This window comes from Noviherbaspirillum sp. FW303-A3 (assembly GCF_058788695.1).
Genome location: NZ_JBYTAZ010000001.1, coordinates 5,305,292 through 5,324,603, shown reverse-complemented (window position 1 = coordinate 5,324,603; position 19,312 = coordinate 5,305,292). Strand labels below are relative to the sequence as shown.

At 64.5% G+C, this 19,312-nt stretch carries 9 protein-coding genes; 2 read left to right on the top strand and 7 right to left on the bottom strand.

Going from position 1 to position 19,312, the window contains the following annotated elements; genetic code table 11:
* The first annotated feature begins 64 nt into the window (after positions 1-64).
* Positions 65-481, top strand: a complete 417-nt coding sequence (locus tag AC3WOY_RS25355) for a disulfide bond formation protein B (RefSeq protein WP_492428896.1) — start codon at positions 65-67, stop codon at positions 479-481.
* Positions 478-1,140 (top strand): DsbA family protein, encoded by a 663-nt coding sequence (locus AC3WOY_RS25350; protein ID WP_492428894.1) that lies wholly within the window; start codon positions 478-480, stop codon positions 1,138-1,140. Before AC3WOY_RS25355 ends, AC3WOY_RS25350 begins: the two co-directional genes overlap by 4 nt.
* A gap of 221 nt (positions 1,141-1,361) precedes the next feature.
* Here AC3WOY_RS25350 and treY read toward each other — a convergent pair whose 3' ends face one another.
* The 7 genes from treY to AC3WOY_RS25315 all read right to left on the bottom strand — a co-directional run bounded on the left by treY (position 1,362) and on the right by AC3WOY_RS25315 (position 19,214).
* Positions 1,362-4,154 carry a malto-oligosyltrehalose synthase gene (gene treY / locus AC3WOY_RS25345; RefSeq protein ID WP_492428892.1) on the bottom strand — a complete coding sequence of 931 codons (2,793 nt, stop codon included), beginning with the start codon at positions 4,152-4,154 and terminating at the stop codon, positions 1,362-1,364.
* A 1-nt stretch (position 4,155) separates the two neighbouring features.
* The gene (gene malQ, locus AC3WOY_RS25340; RefSeq protein WP_492428890.1) at positions 4,156-6,258 is read right to left on the bottom strand and encodes a 4-alpha-glucanotransferase; all 2,103 of its coding nucleotides are present in this window, start codon (positions 6,256-6,258) and stop codon (positions 4,156-4,158) included.
* Entirely contained in the window at positions 6,255-8,045 is a 1,791-nt protein-coding gene (gene treZ, locus AC3WOY_RS25335; protein ID WP_492428888.1) for a malto-oligosyltrehalose trehalohydrolase, read from the bottom strand. The genes malQ and treZ overlap by 4 nt, the downstream gene beginning before the upstream one ends.
* Positions 8,032-10,149, bottom strand: a complete 2,118-nt coding sequence (glgX, locus tag AC3WOY_RS25330; RefSeq protein ID WP_492428886.1) for a glycogen debranching protein GlgX — start codon at positions 10,147-10,149, stop codon at positions 8,032-8,034. Before glgX ends, treZ begins: the two co-directional genes overlap by 14 nt.
* A 154-nt stretch (positions 10,150-10,303) precedes the next feature.
* Positions 10,304-12,550, bottom strand: a complete 2,247-nt coding sequence (glgB, locus tag AC3WOY_RS25325; protein WP_492428884.1) for a 1,4-alpha-glucan branching protein GlgB — start codon at positions 12,548-12,550, stop codon at positions 10,304-10,306.
* Positions 12,543-15,938: a maltose alpha-D-glucosyltransferase gene (treS, locus tag AC3WOY_RS25320; protein ID WP_492428882.1), complete on the bottom strand. Its 3,396-nt coding sequence runs from the start codon at positions 15,936-15,938 to the stop codon at positions 12,543-12,545. Before treS ends, glgB begins: the two co-directional genes overlap by 8 nt.
* A gap of 9 nt (positions 15,939-15,947) precedes the next feature.
* Entirely contained in the window at positions 15,948-19,214 is a 3,267-nt protein-coding gene (locus tag AC3WOY_RS25315) for an alpha-1,4-glucan--maltose-1-phosphate maltosyltransferase (RefSeq protein WP_492428880.1), read from the bottom strand.
* Between the last annotated feature and the right edge of the window lie 98 nt (positions 19,215-19,312).

The window sequence follows — 19,312 nt, the reverse complement described above, 5'->3', positions numbered from 1 at the left end:
TTCCGGGAAACTTCGTGCAACCTCAATTCGTACTTCAATTCTTCAATGCCCATGGGGGCGCAGCATGAAACTGTCTGCATGGGCACTCGTCTTCGGCGCCTGGCTGGTGGCTGCGGTTTCAACCCTAGGCGCGCTGTTCCTCGGCGAAGTCATGGGACTGGCGCCTTGCGTACTGTGCTGGTACCAGCGCATTTTCATGTTCCCGCTGGTGCTGGTCCTTGCCGTCGGTCTGTTCCCGTTCGATCCCAGGGTGGTCCGTTACGGGCTTCCGCTGGCAATCGGCGGCTGGCTCGTAGCGGCCTATCACGTGCTGTTGACTGCCGGGATCATTCCCGAGAGCGCCACGCCTTGCACCCAAGGCGTGCCGTGCGGCCTCATCCAGGTCGAATGGTTCGGATTCGTGACGATTCCACTGCTGGCGCTGGCCGCCTTCACCGTGATCAATGCCTTGCTCTTTCTTACCTTTAAATCAGCCAAATGAAACAAAAACATCTCTTCATCGGTACTGCCATCCTGCTGGTTGCAGCCTTTGCGGCCGGCGCGTTCGTGTTCAAGAGCCGCCAGGCGGAACAGGCTGCCCAGACAGCGGCCCGAAACAGCGAGGCGCTGGTGCGCTTCCATTCCCAGACCACCGGCAATGCCGACGCACCGGTGCATATCGTGGAATTCCTCGACCCGGCCTGTGAAACCTGCAGGGATTTCTATCCGATGGTGAAGGACCTGATGGCGGCGCATCCAGGCAAGGTCAAGCTGACCGTCCGCTATGCGCCCTTCCATCGCGGCTCCGACCAGGTTGTCGCGATGCTGGAGGCGGCACGCAAGCAGGGCAAATTCTGGCCTGCGCTGGAAGGCTTGCTGGATGCCCAGCCTTATTGGGTCAAGAACCATGCAGCCCAGCCGGAAGTAGCCTGGAAAGTCATCGACAGCCTCGGACTGGGACTGGACATGCAACGCGCAAGTGCAGACATGCAGTCGCCCGAAGCCGCCCGGATCATCCAGCAGGACCTGGCCGATGCGCAAACCCTGAACGTCACCAAGACGCCGGAGTTCTTCGTCAACGGCAAGCCGCTTCCGAGCTTTGGCTACGACCAGTTGAAGAAGCTGGTTGACGATGCGCTGGCAAATGCAAAGGCGAAATAGCCAGAGGATTTTCTAATCTATTTATTTAAATAATGGCGGCAAGTTATTGAATAAAAAAGAAATTATGCCGCCATTTTTATATTTCACGACACTCCTCCAAACAACTTTAAATTTACGCCGGAAGTCCTTGATCCTCAATTTAACCTGGTGGTTTATGTTTCTCCTTCAATACATTGATTTGAAATAGAAATACTCCATCTCGCACGTATAGCAATTCACCCCTACACCAGGACAGCCACCGGAAGCTGGGCGAACGCCTCGGCGAGCATCAGCTTTCCGGAGCTGATCCTGACCTGGCTTCCGGTATAGACCTCGCTCCAGGTTGAGTCTTGCGCCCAGGGACACAACAACGCCGTGTCCTGCCAGCGCACTGGCGGCACCACGGGCGTTCCGTCCTGCGCCAGGATGCGAAGCGGGAGGTGCGTGGTCAGGACGATGGCCGAACGGTCGCCGAGCCGGCGCGCGAAGGCGACCGCGTGTCCGGCCAGCGCGCCTTCCAGTTCGAGCGGCAGGTAATCTCCGCGCAAGAACAGCTCGGGCTCCCGCGCGCGCAACTGCAGCGTGCGCAGGATGAGCCGCTGTTTCAACCGGCCGTCCTGCCAGTCGTTGATATCCACCGAAGGTGCGTCGGCTTGCAGCGCCTGCATGCGCCTGCCGTAGTCCACCGGCCGCCGGTTGTCCGGGTCGACCAGGCTGAAATCCCAGAATTCGGTGCCCTGGTACAGGTCCGGCACGCCCGGCGCGGTCATGCGCAGCACGGTCTGCGCAAGGCTGTTGACGACGCCGGGCGCAGTGAGGCTGCCGACGCAAGCGGCAAGCTCCGTCAGGAAGCGGTTTTCCGTATTAGCCTCGAGGATGGCGAACAGGAAGCGCCGGCAGGCGGCTTCGTACTCCTCGTTCGGCATCACCCAGTCGCTGACCTGCTTGGCTTCGCGCAGCGCCTTGGTCTGCCATTTTTCTAGCCGTTCGGCGAAAGCGCGCACGCCTTCGCGGTCTCCCGGCTGCAGCCCGATGGGCCATGCGCCGACCAGCATCTGGTAGAGCATCAGCTCGTCGGCAGGCTGCGGGGCCATCGCCGCCGTCCCGCCCTCGCCCGCCACTTCGCTGCGCTTCTCCGCGTTGAGCGCCATCCAGCGCCTGACGGTGGTATTCCAGACGGCCGGAATCTCGCTGATGGCCGCGATCCGTGCCCGCACGTCTTCGCCGCGCTTGTGGTCGTGGGTGGCGGTGGCGAGCATGGAATACGGGAAACGGGATGCGCGTTCCTTGTTTGCCGCGTGGAATTCGCGCACGCTGCAGGCGAACTGGGTCGGATCGGAACCGACCTCGTTGCGGGACAGCAGCCGGCCGTATCGGTAGAACGCCGTGTCTTCCACCGACTTGGCCGCCAATGGCGGGGTGAGCTGCTGGAAACGGGTGATTGCGCGTTGATGCAGGTAGCGCACCCGCGGATTGGCGGCGTCGCGTGGTGCGTCGCCGCCCAGCCAGTGCGCCACCACGTCCAGCAGCGGCGTTTCGTTGCGGTCCGCGCTCTGCCGCGCCTGCTCCAGCGCCGTATCGATCACGGCCTCGTCGAGCTCGTCGCGGCCGTTCGCGTCGGCATAGGTGCGGTAGACCGGGAAATGCACCAGCAACTCGGCAAATACCCGCCGGATCGCGCCGAGCGAGAAGTCGCGCGTGCGCAGGTCGGTGCGGGCGACCGCATGCAGGGCGCGTGCCGCCGCCTCGAATTCTCCCGCAAGGTTGTTGGAGAGCAGCTGGCGGCGCGCCTGCCGGACCTCGGCCTGGAAATCCAGGTCATGCCCGGTCAGCGCGTTCCACATGGTGGCCAGCGGTTCGTCTCCGTCCGGATCGTGCAGCAGCGCGCCGACGCGGTCCATGAAATCGTAGCCGCTGGTGCCGTCGATTTCCCAGTTCTGCCGCAGGTGCTCGCCGTGGGCGAGTATCTTTTCCACGACGATCCAGGCCGGGGCCGGCGGCAGCTCGATCGGTCTCTGGGACGTCAGGGCCTGCAGGCGGCGCCGCAGCTTGCGGCAATAAGCGCCGGGATCGGCAAGCCCATCCACATGGTCGATGCGGACGCCGTCGATCAGGCCTTCTGTATATAGACGAAAGATCATTGCGTGCGTTGCCTCGAACACGTCATCCTGTTCGGCGCGCACCCCGGCGAGGTCCGTCACCTCGAAAAAGCGGCGCCAGTTGATGCCGTCGGCGGCACAGCGCCACCAGGCCAGGCGGTAGTGCTGCCTTTCCAGCAAGGCGTGCAGGGCGTCCCTTCCCTGGTCCGATGCCACGGAATAGGCGGCTAGCGCCATTTCGATGTCCGAGCGCCCTTCCTCGCTGATTCCGGCCTCGCGCAGCAGGCCGAAGCCGAGGTCCGCATAATGCTGCGTGAGGCCGGCCTCCCCGGCGGCCCGCTCCTCGAAGGTGGCGATGGCCGGCGTCAGCCGGTCCGAACCGGCATGGCGCAGGATGCTGCTGTAATCCGAAGGTGAAACCGGGAACCGGTGCATGTAGTAGGCGATGAAGAACTTGCCGCGCGTCTCGTCGTATTGCAGCGCAATCTCGCCATCGTTGAGGGCGTCGCCGTAGGGTTTGCCGAGGAACGGCGCCATCACCTTGCCGCGCAGCGTTTCGTCGGCGGGATTCCAGTCGATATCGAACCAGCGCGCGTAGGGACTGCCCTCGCCCCACTCGAGCACGTGCTGCCACCAGGGATTTTCCGGGCCGACGCCCATGTGGTTGGGCACGATATCGAGAATCAGTCCCATGCCGGCTTCCCTGATCTTCGCCACGAAGCGGCGCAGCCCCTCCTCCCCGCCCAGCTCGGGATTGATGCGCGTGGGATCGACGATGTCGTAACCATGCGTCGAACCGCTGCGCGCGGTCAGGATCGGCGACGAATAGATATGGCTGATGCCGAGCGATGCGTAATACGGCACCACTTCGGCGGCCTGGTCGAAATTGAAGTCTTTATGCAACTGCAGCCTGGCAGTCGCGCGCGGGATGGACATGTCAGCGGTTTCCTTTTTCGGAACGCGTTCGGTTCATTGCCGCCAGGCGGTTGCGCACTGCCGGTTCGTCGAGCACCGACTCGACCGGTTGCAGCAGCCGGCGGCGCCAGTTCGGATGCGAGTCGATGGTGCCGGGCAGGTTCGGCTGCTCCGGCAAACCAAGCGCATCTTCGATCGGCAGCATTGCGAGGGGGGCCGGCGTCGACGCGATGAAGGACGCTGCGGCATCGACGACGGGGACAGCATCCTCGGCAGGCTGGGCGCCGCCCGCCGCGCAGCCCGCATCCGACAAGGCCTGCCACATGGAAGCGCGCTCGCGCGTGCGGTCGTGCCGCGCGTCGCGCTCGGTCTGGCCGGGCATGAGCAGGTCGAGCCGCGTGCGCCAGTCGACGTCGCGCCCCCGCCACCAGCCGGCGATGGTCGGCAGGTCGTGGGTGGTCGTCGTGGCGATCGCATGCGCGGGCCATTCGTCCGGGCGGAAGAAGCGGCCGTCGTGCTGCTGGAACAGGAGCACGCGAATGCCGAGCAGTCCCGCCTCGGCCAGGAGGACGTCGTAGCCCTGCGGCACAGTGCCAAGGTCTTCGCCGATGACGATGGCGCGGTTGCGCCAGGATTCGAGCGCAATCAGGCGCAGGAGGTCGTGTACCGGGTATTGCAGGTAGGCGCCGTGCAGCGGCGAGTCCCCGTCCGGCACCAGCCACAACCGGTTCAGGCCGAGCACATGGTCGATGCGCGCGCCGCCGGCGCAGGCAAAGATGGCGCGCAGCATTTCGATATAGGCGCCGAAACCCTTCGCCTTCATCGCATGCGGCGAGAAGGCGCCGAGTCCCCAGCTCTGGCCGCGCGTATTGAGTACATCGGGCGGCGCGCCCACGGAAAGTCCGTTGATGATCTCCGCCTGCCGGCTCCAGGCCTGGCTGCCGCCGTTGTCCGCGCCCACCGCCAGGTCGGTGATCAGCCCGATCGCCATGCCGGCGTCCCGCGCAGCCTGCTGCGCACCGCCCAGGCCGCGCGCCGCCTGCCATTGGAGGAAGAGATGGAACGCGACCTCGGCCGCGTGATGCCGGGCGAACTCCCCGACAGCAGCCCCGCGTGGATCGCGCAGGCCTTCGGGCCATTCTTTCCAGTACCCGCTTTCCCCGTTGGCCAGCTGCCACGCGTGCAGCGCCTCGAAACGGGCATGGTCACGCAGGGCGTCTCCCCCCTGCCGGACGAAAGCATCGAAGTCGCTGCTGCCGCCTGCCGCCTGCAGACGCGCATGAAGGCGGCGCAACAGTGCCAGCCGCAATTGCGCGGAACCCGGCCAGTCGATCAGATCCGCTCTTTCCATGGCTTCGTACCTGGCCGGCGCGTCATTTCCCAGCGCCGCAAGTTCGGCATTGAATGCATCCTGCCCCAGCACCGCCGCCGGATCGATATGCAGGGCATTCAGGAAGAGCCGGCTGGACGGGCCGTACGGGCTGAAGCGGTTGACGTTCGCGCTGAACATCGCATGGACTGGGCTGATCGCGAGCGCGGAAGCCCCCTGGCCCGCAGCAGCACGTGCGAGCGTCGACAGCGCGGTGAAGTCGCCGATACCGCCGTCGCCGGTGCGGCGCAATGCGTAGAGCTGCACGCCGAGCCCCCACAGGCGCGGCGAAGCGCCGGTGCCGTCCAGCGCATCGGCGATGCCGAAACATTTGGGCGGCGCGATGGCGAGGGTCGTCACCGTATCCCCGGCGTGGAGCTGGTGGTAGCCGTAGTGGTCGATGGCCGGAAGCTCGACGCCGCGTGAAGTATCGGCAGGAAACCGGCCGCTCAGTTCCTTGCCGTCTTCGAGTTCGATGCGCCACGCTAGGCCTGCAAGCCGCGTCGCCGCCGGCAAATGCAGCGGACGGCCGGCCACGCCGGTGACCAGCGGCGGCAAGCTTTCGCCGCCCTCCAGCGCCGCCAGGCGCGCAAGGCTATCCCTGCATTGCTCGTCGCCCGCGCAGGGAAAACCCAGGCACTCCAGGATGCGGCGCAAATCTTCGGTTTCGACGCGCATCGGCTTGCCGAAGGCACTCGTCCATTCATGGGCCAGGCCTGCTGCCTGCGCCAGTTTCAGTATTTGTTCATCGTTCATGCGGAAGACTCCAGGACTGCGAGGAAGGCGGGACCGGGAAGGGAATGACGGATGATGGATTCCTCCACGCCTTCGGTTGCAAAAAGCAGCAAGCCGCCCTGCCCGTCGGTCAGCCGGTCGTAGGCGATGGGTACCGGGTCCGCGCCGAGATTGATAGCCAGCATCAGGACCATGCCGTCCCCCATTTGCCAGCGCGCCCTGACGGAGGCGGGGCCGAGGATTTCGGTCCCCAGCGCGCTGGCACCTTCGAGGCGCGGCGTGACATGGGTATGGCGGATCGCCAGCACGGACTTGACCCAGTCGCTGAAAGCCGGGCCAAGCGCGGGATCGGCTTGCGGGATCGATTGCAGGAATGTCTGCTTGTCATTCGGATCGGGAATCCGTTCGCGCTGCGCCGGATCGGAAAACGCGGAGAAGCGGGCGAACTCCTGGCGCCGTCCGTTGCGCACCGCATCGGCCAGTTCCGGCGTCAGGTGACTGGTGAAATACAGGAAAGGCTGTGCCGCGCCGAATTCCTCGCCCATGAACAGCAGCGGGATCTGCGGCGACAGCAGTTGCAGCGCCATGGCCGCGCGCAATGCATGCGGATCCGCGAGCGTCGACAGCCGCTCCCCGAAGGCGCGATTGCCGACCTGGTCATGGTTCTGCAGGAAGAACACGAAGGACGTCGGCGGCAGGTGGGCGCTCGGTTCCCCGCGCGGCGCACCGCCGGGATACAACGATGTCTCGCCCTGGTAAATGAAGCCTTCGGCCAGACCGCGTGCGAGTTTTTCCGCCCCCTGGCTGGCATAGCCGCCGTAATACCCCTCGCGCTCGCCCGTCAGCATGACATGCAGGATGTGGTGCATGTCGTCGTTCCACTGTGCGTCGAACAGGCGGGATGGCGAACGCGCCAGCAGGCTTGCGCCATTGTCGTCGTTCTCCAGCACCAGGTGCACATGCCGTCCTGCCGGCATGGCGGCACGCACGCGCTGCGCCATTTCCACCAGCCAGTCCTTCTCGCTGATCGCATGCACGGCATCGAAGCGCAGGCCGTCGAAGCGGAACTCCTGCAGCCAGTAAATGGCGTTTTCGGTAAAGAAATCGCGCACCGGCTGCTGGCGGAAATCGATCGCCTGCCCCCACGGCGTCTGGATGTCATTCCGGAAGAAATCGGGGGCGTAGGCGCCGAGGTAATTGCCGTCCGGCCCGAAGTGGTTGCAGACGACATCGAGGAAGACCATCATGTCCAGCCCGTGCGCCGCATCGACGAGCGCCTTCAACTGCTCCGGCGTGCCGTAGGCGGCATCGGGCGCGTACGGCAACACGCCGTCATACCCCCAGTTGCGCGGTCCGGGAAAATCCGCAACCGGCATCAGTTCGATTGCCGTGATGCCGATATCGGCCAAGGCCGGCAGCCGGTTCATCACGCCCTCGAAGCCGCCGAGCGCGCCGGCATGCAATTCGACCAACACCGTCTCGTGCCACGGACGCCCGGCCCAGTCCTTGCGTTTCCACTGGTAGGCATTCGGGTCGCAGACGATGCTCGCGTCATGGACATCGCCCGCCTGCGCACGGGAAGCGGGATCGGGCACGGCAAGGTCCGGCGACACGCGGAACTTGTATCGCGCGCCGGCCCCGCACGCCGCTTCCGCCTCGAACCAGCCGCCCTCCAGGCGGCGCATGGCAACCGGCGGCAAGCCTTCGATTTCGACCCTGACGTCTTCCCTGCCCGGCGCCCACAGGCGGAACAGGGTACGGTCCGGGGCGAGCAGGCGCGCGCCGAAGGATGGATTAAATGATGACATTGTCGGTTACAAGCAAAACCGCACTGTGTGCGGAAACGGTGAGCCTGCCCTCGTCCGGCATGCGGTTGTTGTCGACCGACGCATCGGCCGCGTCGAGTGCGACCTGCCACGGCAGGTCCGGCTTTGGCAGGATGAATTCGCCATCCTTTGAAGAGGCGTTGAGCAACAGCAGGGATGCGGACAGCTTTCCCGCGCGCAGTTCCTGGCCGATGCGGCGCAGCGCCAGCAGCCGCCCTTCGCTGAAGTGCCAGCGCTCCTGCGTCATTTCAACGCCGGTCTCGTCGAACCAGCTTATTTCCGGAATGCGGTGCAGCGTGCGCAGGTTCGACGCGAGGAAGCGGGTGCTGCGCAGGCGCGGCACGATGCGCCGTGCGGCAATGCAGCGGCGGGTAAAGTCGAGCAGCGTCCTGCCCTCTTCCGTATCGATGAGACTCCAGTCGAACCAGGAAATTTCCGTGTCCTGGCAATACGGATTGTTGTTGCCCTGCTGCGTGCGGCCGAACTCGTCGCCGCCCAGCAGCATCGGCGTGCCGTGCGAGAACAGCAGCGTCATCAGCATCGCGCGCTTGATCCGTTCGCGCTTCACCCGGATCGCGGGATTGTCGGTCGGCCCTTCCACGCCCCAGTTCGCGCTGCGGTTTTCGTCTGCGCCGTCGCGGTTGTCCTCGCGATTGGCCTCGTTGTGCTTGCGGCTGTAGCTGACGAGGTCATGCAGGGTGAAGCCGTCGTGCGCGGTAACGAAATTGACCGACGACCAGGAGCGCCGCCGGCGATGGTTGAACATGTCGGCCGAGCCCATCAGGCGGCTGGCGACGGCGCCGCGCAGTGCGGCGTCGCCGCGCCAGAAGCGGCGCACGTCGTCGCGGAAGCGGTCGTTCCATTCCGCGATGCCCGGCGGATGGTTGCCGACCTGGTAGCCGCCGGGGCCGACGTCCCACGGTTCGGAAATCAGCTTGACCCGCGCCAGCACCGGGTCCTGCAGCAGCGAATCGAAAAAGCCCGATCCTGGATCGAAGCCGTAGTTTTCGCGGCCCAGCGTCGCGCCAAGGTCGAAGCGGAAACCGTCGACATGGAATTCCTGCACCCAGTAGCGCAGCGAGTCCATCACCATCTGGATCACACGCGGATGCGTCATGTTCACGGTATTGCCGCAGCCGGTGTCGTTGATGTGGTGGCGCGGATAGTCGCGGTTGAGCCGGTAGTAGCTCGCATTGTCCAACCCGCGGAAGCACAGCGTCGGTCCCAGCTCGCTTTCCTCGCAGGTATGGTTGTAGACCACGTCGAGGATGATTTCGATGCCGGCGGAATGCAGCAGCCGGATTGCCCGCCGCATCTCGTCGGGGCTGCCGGTGGACAGGTAGCGCGGTTCCGGCGCGAAGAAGGACAAGGTGTTGTAGCCCCAGTAATTGAGGAGGCCGTTGTTGACCAGGCGGCGGTCGTCCAGGATGGCATGCACCGGCAACAGTTCGACGGCGGTCACGCCGAGGCGGACGAGATAGTCGATCACCCAGGGATTGGCCAGCCCGGCGAAGGTGCCGCGCTCGGCCTCGGACACCTTGTCGAGACGCATGGTCAGGCCGCGCACATGGGTCTCGTAAATCACCGTCTTTTCCCACGGCACCCGGGGCGGCTTGTCCCCGTGCCAGTTGAACGAGGATTCCGTCACGATGCATTTCGGCATCGACGCCGCGCTGTCGCGATGGTCGAAGGACAGGTCGGTGCGCGGGGAGTTGATGCGGTAGCCGTACAGGCTGTCGGCCCAGCGCACATGGCCGTGGAGCTGGCGCGCGTACGGATCGAGCAGCAGCTTGTTGGGGTTGAAACGGTGGCCGATCTCCGGCTGGTAAGGGCCGTAGGCGCGGTAACCGTAGAGCGTGCCGGGATGCACGCCGGGCACATAGCCATGCCACACTTCATTCGTGCAGTGGGGCATGGGTACGCGCGCGATTTCATGGCGTCCGGTTGGATCGAAGAAGCAGAGTTCGATCTTCGCGGCATTCGCGGAAAAGACGGCGAAATTGGTCCCGTCGCCATCGTATGTGGCGCCCAAGGGGTAAGACGCTCCCGACTGGACTGGCGGGAGTGGCAGGTTCAGAGTCGCCATGCAATGTCCACGCGTTGACCGGACGCCCCTCTCCCGCAGGCGGAAGAGGGGTTGGGGGTGAAGGAGGTCGCAAAGCCGCATGAAGTCTTGGCGAGCCCCCTCATCCCCGTCCCTTCTCCCGCCCGCGGGAGAGGGGAGATTTTTTTCCCGCACCTCACCGTGCAGGTATCAAGACCAATGCCCCCAGCGGAGGCAGCCGCAACGAAACAGACTGCGCCATGCCATGTGACGCCACATCCTCCGAGTCGATCCGCTCGCCATTTCCCATGCCGCTCCCCCCATACACCGACGCATCGCTATTCAACACTTCCACCCACTCCCCCGCCTCCGGCACACCGATCCGGTAGCCCTCGCGCGGCACGGGCGTCATGTTCAGCACCACCATCACCGGCCTGTCGCCCTCCTCGCCTTTCCTCAGGAAGGAAAAGACGCTGTTGGCGGCATCGTCCCCAATCACCCAGGCAAAGCCTTCCGGGCTGTAGTCGCGCCTGTGGAGCGCGGGATGGGATGCATACAGCCGGTTCAGGTCGCGCAACAGCCGCTGCACGCCGCGATGCGCCGGGTTGTCTAGAAGGCTCCAGTCGGGCGAGCTATCGTGGTTCCATTCTGTCGGCTGGGCAATCTCGCATCCCATGAAGAGCAGCTTCTTGCCGGGATGCGTCCACATGAATGCAAGGTAGGCACGCAGGTTGGCCATCTTCTGCCAGCCGTCGCCGGGCATCTTGTTGAGCAGCGAACCCTTGCCGTGCACTACCTCGTCATGCGAAATCGGCAGGACGAACTTTTCCGAAAACGCGTAGATCAGGCCGAAGGTCATGTCATGGTGGTGGTGCATGCGGTACAGCGGATCGGTGCTCATGTAACGCAGCGTGTCGTGCATCCAGCCCATGTTCCACTTGTGGGTGAAGCCGAGGCCGCCATCCTCCACCGGCGTCGATACGCCGGGCCAGGCAGTCGATTCCTCGGCGATCATCAGCGCGCCGGAACAGCGTTGCGCGATCACCTGGTTGAGGTTGCGCAGGAAGGCGACAGCCTCCAGGTTCTCGCGCCCGCCGTACACATTGGGCACCCATTCGCCTGCCTTGCGGCTGTAGTCGCGGTACAGCATCGACGCCACCGCATCGACGCGCAGGCCGTCCACGTGGTAATGCTCCAGCCATTCCAGCGCGCTCGCGATGAGGAAGGAACACACCTCGTTGCGGCCGAGGTTGTAGATGAGGGTGTTCCAGTCCTGGTGATAACCCTCGCGCGGGTCCTGGTGCTCGTACAGCGCGGTGCCGTCGAAGCGCACCAGCCCGTGCGGGTCGGACGGAAAATGCGCGGGCACCCAGTCGAGGATCACGCCGATCCCTTCGGCATGGCAGCGGTCGACGAACGAGGCGAAGCCCGACGGGGAGCCGAAGCGCGCGGTCGGCGCGAACAAGCCCAGCGGCTGGTAACCCCAGGATCCGCCGAAAGGATGCTCCATGATCGGCAGGAATTCGACATGCGTGAATCCCATATCGCGCACATACGGAATCAGCCGGTCGCCCAGCTCATGCCAGTTCAGGCTGCGGTTGTCCTCCTCAAGGATGCGTAGCCATGATCCCGGATGGACTTCATAGACGGCCATCGGCGCGGCGTGGCCTTGCCGCTGCGCACGGCTTGCCATCCAGGCATTGTCAGTCCAGCGGAACGGCATGTCGGACGGCACCACCGACACCGTCGAGGGCGGCATTTCCGTCGCGCGGGCGACCGGGTCCGTCTTGAGCGGCAGGACATTGCCGTCCACGCCGAGGATTTCGTACTGGTAGCGCGCGCCGCTGCGCAGGCGGGGAATGAACAGTTCCCACACGCCCGCCTCGATGCGCAAGCGCATCGGGTGCCGCCGCCCGTCCCACAGGTTGAAGTCGCCGACCACCGATACCCGGCGCGCATTCGGCGCCCATACCGCAAAACGCGTGCCGGCCACGCCGTCGATTGCCATCGGGTTCGCACCCAGGCAGCGTCCGAGCTCGCGATGCGTTCCCTCGCGCAGCAGATGCATGTCGAGATCGCCCAGCAGCAGGCCAAAGCGGTACGGATCCTCCGTGAACTGCACATGCTCGCCGCCGGATGCGGTCGGCCAGGTGATGCGCAGCAGGTAATCCTGGCCGCGGGCGAGCGTCGGCGTGCCGCTCACGAACAGTCCGCTCTGGTTGACGTTGTAAAGCGACTCCAGCAGCTTTCCCGCCGCATCGTCGCCAGGTTCGCGCGTCACGACATCGACCGCCAGCGCGCCCGGCTGGAAGCTGCGTATCACGACGCGGTCGCCCGCGCTGTGCGGCCCGAACAGGCCGAACGGGTCCGTCAGATGCCCATGGAGGACGGCGTCGATCGTCCTCTGGTCGACGCCGGTCAGGTCCTCGGTATGCTCAACCATTCGAGGGTTCTCCTTCAGAAACGCTCAACAATTCCTCGGCGATCTTGGCCAGGCCGTTCATCGGCACGGGAATCCAGGCAGGCCGGTTCGCCGCCTCGTAGCAGACTTCGTAGCCGGCCTTTTCGAGCACGAAGAGCTGGAGCAGGCTGGCCTCGGCTTCCGGAGAAACACGGTACGCCCCCGTATAAGCAGCCTCCCGATAGGCCGCCAGGAAGGCTGCCTGGCAGTTGGGTGCGAACTTGCGGATGATTTCCTGCTTGCGCAGTTCCCCCGTCTCGTCGAGGTCGGTCGGTCCTGCACTGCTGGCAAATGCCGCGGCGTAATCGAACGAACGCAGCAGGCCCGCCACATCGCGCAGGGGACTCGACTTTTCGCGCCTTGCCGCGAGCGCCTTGGCGGGTTCTCCTTCGAAATCGACGATGTATACATCCCCCTGCGCCACCAATACCTGGCCGAGATGGAAGTCCCCGTGGATACGGGTGCGCAAGGTTCCGACGCCGGCGGCGGCGAGTGCGTCCAGTCTTTCGAGCAGCCGCTCGCGCTGGCCGATGAGGCGTGCAGCGCGCTGTGCTTCGGCCTCGTTGCTCCACTCGGTCTTTGCCTGGAGGTCGGTAAACGCCGCTTCCAGCTGTTTCTTCGCGCCCGCCGCCCACGCTTCCGCATCGTCGGCCGTTGCGGGTTCCGGCGCAAAACCCGGATCGTCAGTCGGCGTGGCCAGTACGGTGTGCATCTCCCCGAGACGTTTGCCGAGATTGGCAGCCAGGCTGAGCAACTCGTCCTGCGGATGCGCAATCTCCTGCGAGGTCTCGGTCGAGGTGGCCGATTCGGGGAACGCGACCTGCTGTATCCATCGTGCGAGCGTATCCAGCGTCCACTGCCAGGCGTCGCCCTGGTTGTGGATGAACTGGAGCACCATGATCATGGAATAGCGCGTGCCGTCGCTTGCGATGCGTGCTACCTCGCCGTACATGCGCGGCGCATTCGCATAGCCGAGAGCAGTAAGGTAGCGTCCCATTTCCGCTTCCGGATGCACGCCCGGCAGCAGGCGGCGAATGACCTTCATCACCAGCTTGTCTTCAATGATCAGCGACGTATTCGACTGCTCGGTCGACAGCCTGCGGATCGGCGGCTCTGCGCTAAGCTCCACGCCGTCGATGCAAGCGGTTGGAATGAAATGCACTTCTCCGTCGTCCGAAGGCAGCTTAACCCTGGCACGCAACTGCTCGATGATGACGAAGGAGAAGGAATCGAGCACGAAGGCATCCGTCAGCAGGCCCACGAACCGGCCGCGGCGGGCACGGGCGAGCGCCAGTTGCTGCGGCATCGCGGTGACGATGTCTTCCTCGCGGATATAGCCGAGCGGCAGCAGGTAGCGGTCGGTTCCGCCCGGCGTCACGGTCTCGATCTCCGCCAGCATGGCCGGCATCACATGCGGCCGTGCGGTGGAACCGGGCAGCAAGGTCGTCGTCGCGATCCGGACCGATTTCAGCTTTTCATGCTTGGCCGCATACCAGCGGCGTTTGGACAGGTAGACCGGCAATGCCTCGTTTTCGAGGATGTTGCGACGCGGTGCTTCCAGCACTTCCGCAATGCCGTTGCGCAGGACCAGCGTTGCGAGCTCGGGCAGCGGTTCCGGCGCCGGGATGTGCCACGGCGGCAGCCGGGTTTCGGGTGCCAGCAGGAACCAGTAGAACCCGTAAGGCGGCAGGGTCAGCAGGTAGGGCAGCTTGCCGATCGGCGGGAAGGCCGAGCCCCCAAGCATTTCGATGGGCACCCTCCCCGCATAGGTAGACAGGTCGAGCTCGACCGCCTGCGCCGAGCGGGACACGTTGGCCACGCACAGGATGGTCTCGGTTTCGCCGTCGCAATCGTACTCGCGCAGGTAGGTCAGGATGCGCCGGTTGACGGGATACAGCAGCGTAAACGTGCCACGGCTGAATGCGCAATGCTGCTTGCGCACGGACAGCATGCGGCGCATCCAGTTGAGCATCGAATACGGGTCGGCGATCTGCGCCTCGACGTTGACCGCCTGGAAACCGTACAGCGGATCCATGATCGGCGGCAGCACGAGCCGGGCCGGGTCGGCACGCGAAAAGCCGCCGTTTCGGTCCGAGGTCCACTGCATCGGCGTACGCACGCCATCGCGGTCGCCAAGGTGGATGTTGTCGCCCATGCCGATCTCGTCGCCGTAATAGATTACCGGCGTGCCCGGCATGGACAGCAGGAAGCTGTTGAGCAGTTCGGTGCGGCGCCTGTCGCGTTCCAGCAGCGGCGCAAGACGGCGGCGGATGCCGAGGTTGATGCGGGCGCGCTTCTCGGACGCGTAGTAATTCCAGAGGTAATCGCGCTCCTTGTCGGTCACCATTTCCAGCGTCAGCTCGTCATGGTTGCGCAGGAAGATCGCCCACTGGCAGGCTCCGGGAATTTCCGGCGTCTGCCGCAGGATGTCGGCAATCGGGAAGCGGTCTTCCTGTGCCAGCGCCATGTACATGCGCGGCATCAGCGGAAAATGGAAGGCCATGTGGCACTCGTCATTGCTGCCGAAGTAAGGCAGCACGTCCTCCGGCCACATGTTGGCCTCGGCCAGCAGCATGCGGCCCGGATAGCTGCGATCGACTTCGGCGCGGATGCGCTTGAGGATCGCGTGGGTCTCGGGCAGGTTTTCGTTGGTGGTGCCCTCGCGCTCGATCAGGTAGGGGACGGCATCCAGCCGCAAGCCGTCGACGCCGAGGTCCAGCCAGTACTTCATCACCCCCAGCACGGCCTTGAGCACCTGCGGATTGTCGAAATTGAGGTCGGGCTGGTGCGAGTAGAAGCGGTGCCAGAAGAAGGCGTTGGCCACCGGGTCCCAGGTCCAGTTCGACTTTTCGGTGTCGCAGAAGATGATGCGCGTGCCGTTGTAGGCACTGTCGTTGTCCGACCATACATAGAAGTCGCGCGCCTTGGAACCGGGCCTGGCCTTGCGCGCGCGCTGGAACCATGGATGCTGGTCGGAGGTATGGTTGACGACCAGCTCGGTGATGATGCGCAAGCCGCGCTTGTGCGCTTCGGCGATGAAGCGTTTGGCATCGGCCATCGTGCCGTAATCCGGATGCACGCCGCGGTATTCCGCGATGTCGTAGCCGTCATCGCGGCGCGGCGACGGATAGAACGGCAGCAGCCAGATGGTATTGACGCCGAGTTCTGCGATGTAATCGAGTTTCTCGATCAGGCCCGCGAAATCGCCGATGCCGTCATTGTTGGTGTCGTAGAACGACTTGACGTGCACCTGGTAAATCACCGCGTCCTTGTACCAGGATGGTGCTTCGCTGAAGGTCTGCTCGGGGGTGGCCGCGGGAGAGCCTTGTGCGCGGCGTGCTGTCCTGCGACGGTCCGTACTCATGTCCATGTTGAAAACTCACTTCTGTCGAACGCGCCAGATGGCATAGGGGCAAACATAGGGATCCAGCCGCAGGTGCTGGTGCTTTCCATGCCAGGTCGAATGGCTGTTGTTGACGAGGTCGTCCAGTTCCAGCGCGCCTTCGTCCGGCAGGCCGAATTCCCAGAGCGGCACTTCGAGTGTCGTGTCATGCGCGGCGAAGGGGTCAAGGTTGATCGCCACGAACACCACGTTGTCTCCGCAGCGCGATCCGTCTTCGTGCGGCATCGTCGACTTCACGAAGAACAGGATGTTGTCGTCGGATGCAGGCAGGAAACGGATATTCAGGTGCGTCTGCAGCGCCGGGTTCTCGCCCCGGATGCGGTTGAGCTGGGTGATTGCCTGGATGATGTTGCCGGGACGGTTCCAGTCCCAGGCCTTGATCTCGTATTTTTCCGAGTCCAGGTATTCTTCCTTGCCCGGCACCGGCGTTCCCTCGCACAGCTCGAAACCGCTGTACATGCCCCACAGCCCGGAAAGCATGGTCGCCAGCGCGGCGCGGATCAGGAATCCCGGCCGGCCGGAGCGTTGCAGGAAATACGGATTGATGTCCGGCGTGTTGACGAAGAAATGCGGCCGGAAGTATTCCTTCACCGGCGTCTGGGTCAGCTCCGTCATGTAGTCGATGAATTCCTGCTTCGTGTGGCGCCAGGTGAAGTAGGTGTAGGACTGCGAATAGCCGATCTTGGCAAGCCGGTACATCATCTTCGGCCGGGTAAAGGCCTCCGACAGGAAGATGGTGTCCGGATAACGGCCGCGGATGTCGGCGATCATCCATTCCCAGAAAGGGAGTGTCTTGGTGTGCGGATTGTCGACCCGGAACACGCGCACGCCCTCCTTCACCCAGAACAGGACCACGTCGCGCAGTGCAATCCACAGGTCGGGCACGGCACCGTCCGCGTAGAAGTCGACGTTGACGATGTCCTGGTATTTCTTCGGCGGGTTTTCCGCATAGCGGATCGTCCCGTCCGGCCGCCATGAGAACCAGTCCGGACGCTCCTTCAGCCAGGGATGGTCGGGCGAGCACTGGATGGCGAAATCCAGCGCCAGTTCGAGCCCGTGCCGCGCTGCCTCGTCGCGCAAGTGACGAAAATCCTCGATCGTGCCAAGCTGCGGATGCACGGCATCGTGGCCGCCCTCCTCCGCGCCGATCGCATACGGGCTGCCGGGGTCGCCTGCCTCCGCGGTCAGGCTATTGTTGCGTCCCTTGCGGTGCTTCCGGCCGATCGGATGGATAGGCGTGAAGTACAAGGTATCGAAGCCCATCGCCTGGATCGCCGGCAGGCGCTTCTCGACATCCGCAAAGGTGCCGTGGCGCGCCGGATCGCCGCTCTGCGAACGCGGAAACAGCTCGTACCAGCTGGAGAACCGCGCGGCCGTCCGTTCGACATCGATGCGCATCACCGGCTCGCTGCGTACCGCGAACGGCCTCGCATCGGCGGCGCGCATCGCTTCCAGCATCGGCTCGGACAGCAAGGCGGCGATGCGTTCGGCATCGCGCGCCGCAGCCTTCGCCTTGTCGCGCGTGACCTTCAGCGATTTCGTGAATGCCTTCAGGCAGTTTGCCGCATCCTCGATGCCATTTTCCTGCGCGTATGCCTGCGCTGCCTCGACCAGCAGGCGGCCTTCTTCCAGTTCGACCGCAACGTTCAGGCCGGCGGTCGTTTTCTTTTCCAGTTCGTCGCGGTAGGTGGAAAAGACGTCGCGCCACGCCTCCACGGCAAACAGGTAACGGCCGATGCGGGTGAGCGGCAGCGACGCCGCCCAGCGATCATTGCCGAGCGGGTGCATGCGCATTTCGTGCCACTCCGCCTCGTCGGCGGTCCGCCACAAGGCCGCGACCGCCAGCTTGTCGTGACCGTCCGTGAAGACGTCGGCTTCGATGCTTACCGATTCTCCTACCGTCCGCTTGACGGGGAACTTGCCGCCGTCGACGGAGGGCGATACCGCTTCAATCGCGATGCGCGGGGACTTGGCCGCCGCGCTCACCGCCTGCTTGCCGCGCGGCGGCGGCATGAGGACCGGCGGCGGCTTGTGCACGGCATACATCTGGAAGTCGCCGGCTTCGAGTGCGATCGGCCTGTCCATATCGAGCGCGTCCTCGCCATCCGGCCAGACGCGGCTGTGGCGGATGTATCCGCCGGCGCGTTCCAGCAACTGGTTCTCGGTGATCGAACAGGTGCGCGATGTGTCGGCGTTGGCTGCTACCAGCAAGGCCGAGCGCGGCGCGTTCGGCGCAGCGTTTGCGTCGCGCAGGAGCATGGCGACACCGGCGTTCGGACTGCTGATGAGGCGGAACGGATTGCCGTAGAACGCAGTGCCGCCGGTGGCGATGAAGCTGTTTGCCTGCGCGATTTCGGCGGAAAGATCGAAGGGTGCATGCGCGCGCATCTCGTCCCAGCCGGGACGTCCGCCGAGCGGTGTCGTAATCCCAGAGGCCCCGTACTCAAATCCCATCGTCACCAGCAAGCCGTTTCCTGCCGCTGTGGCCAGCCCCAGTGCGCGCAGGAATACCTTGCGCCGCACGGCAACTTCCTCGTTGCCGGTGAGGCGTCCCACAACCGGTTCGTCCGGGCTGTCGGGAAATGCGATCGGCGGAGCGATCCGTCCCAGCCGCGCCTGTTCGTCAGCCAGCCAGCGGGATCGGAAATCCCACCACGCGCCCGACGAGAAGGTGGCGTCGAAGGGACAGCCGGCCAGCGCTTCGAGCTGCATGGGTGTGCATCCCGGTGTCCATGCAAGGAAACGTACCTGCGGATGCGCTGCCCGCACCTCGTCCAGCATCCCTTTCCAGAGGGCAGCGGAAATCTCCGCGAGTCCCATGCAGCGAAACCCGGCAACGCCCGCACGAATCGCGGCGAGCAGCTTCTCGCGCCAATGCGCGGCTACCTGGGCGGCGATATCCGCATCGGCGATTTTCAACCTGCGCATGCCCGGCCGGCGCGCAGGCCGCCGCGGATCGGGAAGATCGTCCAGCGATGCACCCTGCTCGAACCAGTCGGGATGCTGCTCCGCCAATACGGCGTCCTCTCCCGTCGACCGCACATCAATGTCGAGCAGAAGCTTCAGCTTCCTTCCCGCGCATGCCTTCGCCAGCACGCCGGCATCGCTCACAGAAGGAACCATCACATGGTCGAAGCCCAGTTCCGCGCAGCGCTCAAGCAGCTGGTCCAGTTCTGACGTATCGCGGAGGAGTCGTGGATCGAGGTAGTAGATCCTCGGAAGGAAGGGCTTCGCTGGTCGCATTGTCGTCGTTCGAATTGCTTTGGTTGCGAAAGTTGCACGCAGGCGGGCAGGACTCCGGCTGCGCCAATCATTTTCAATAGAGCAGGCAAGACGAGACT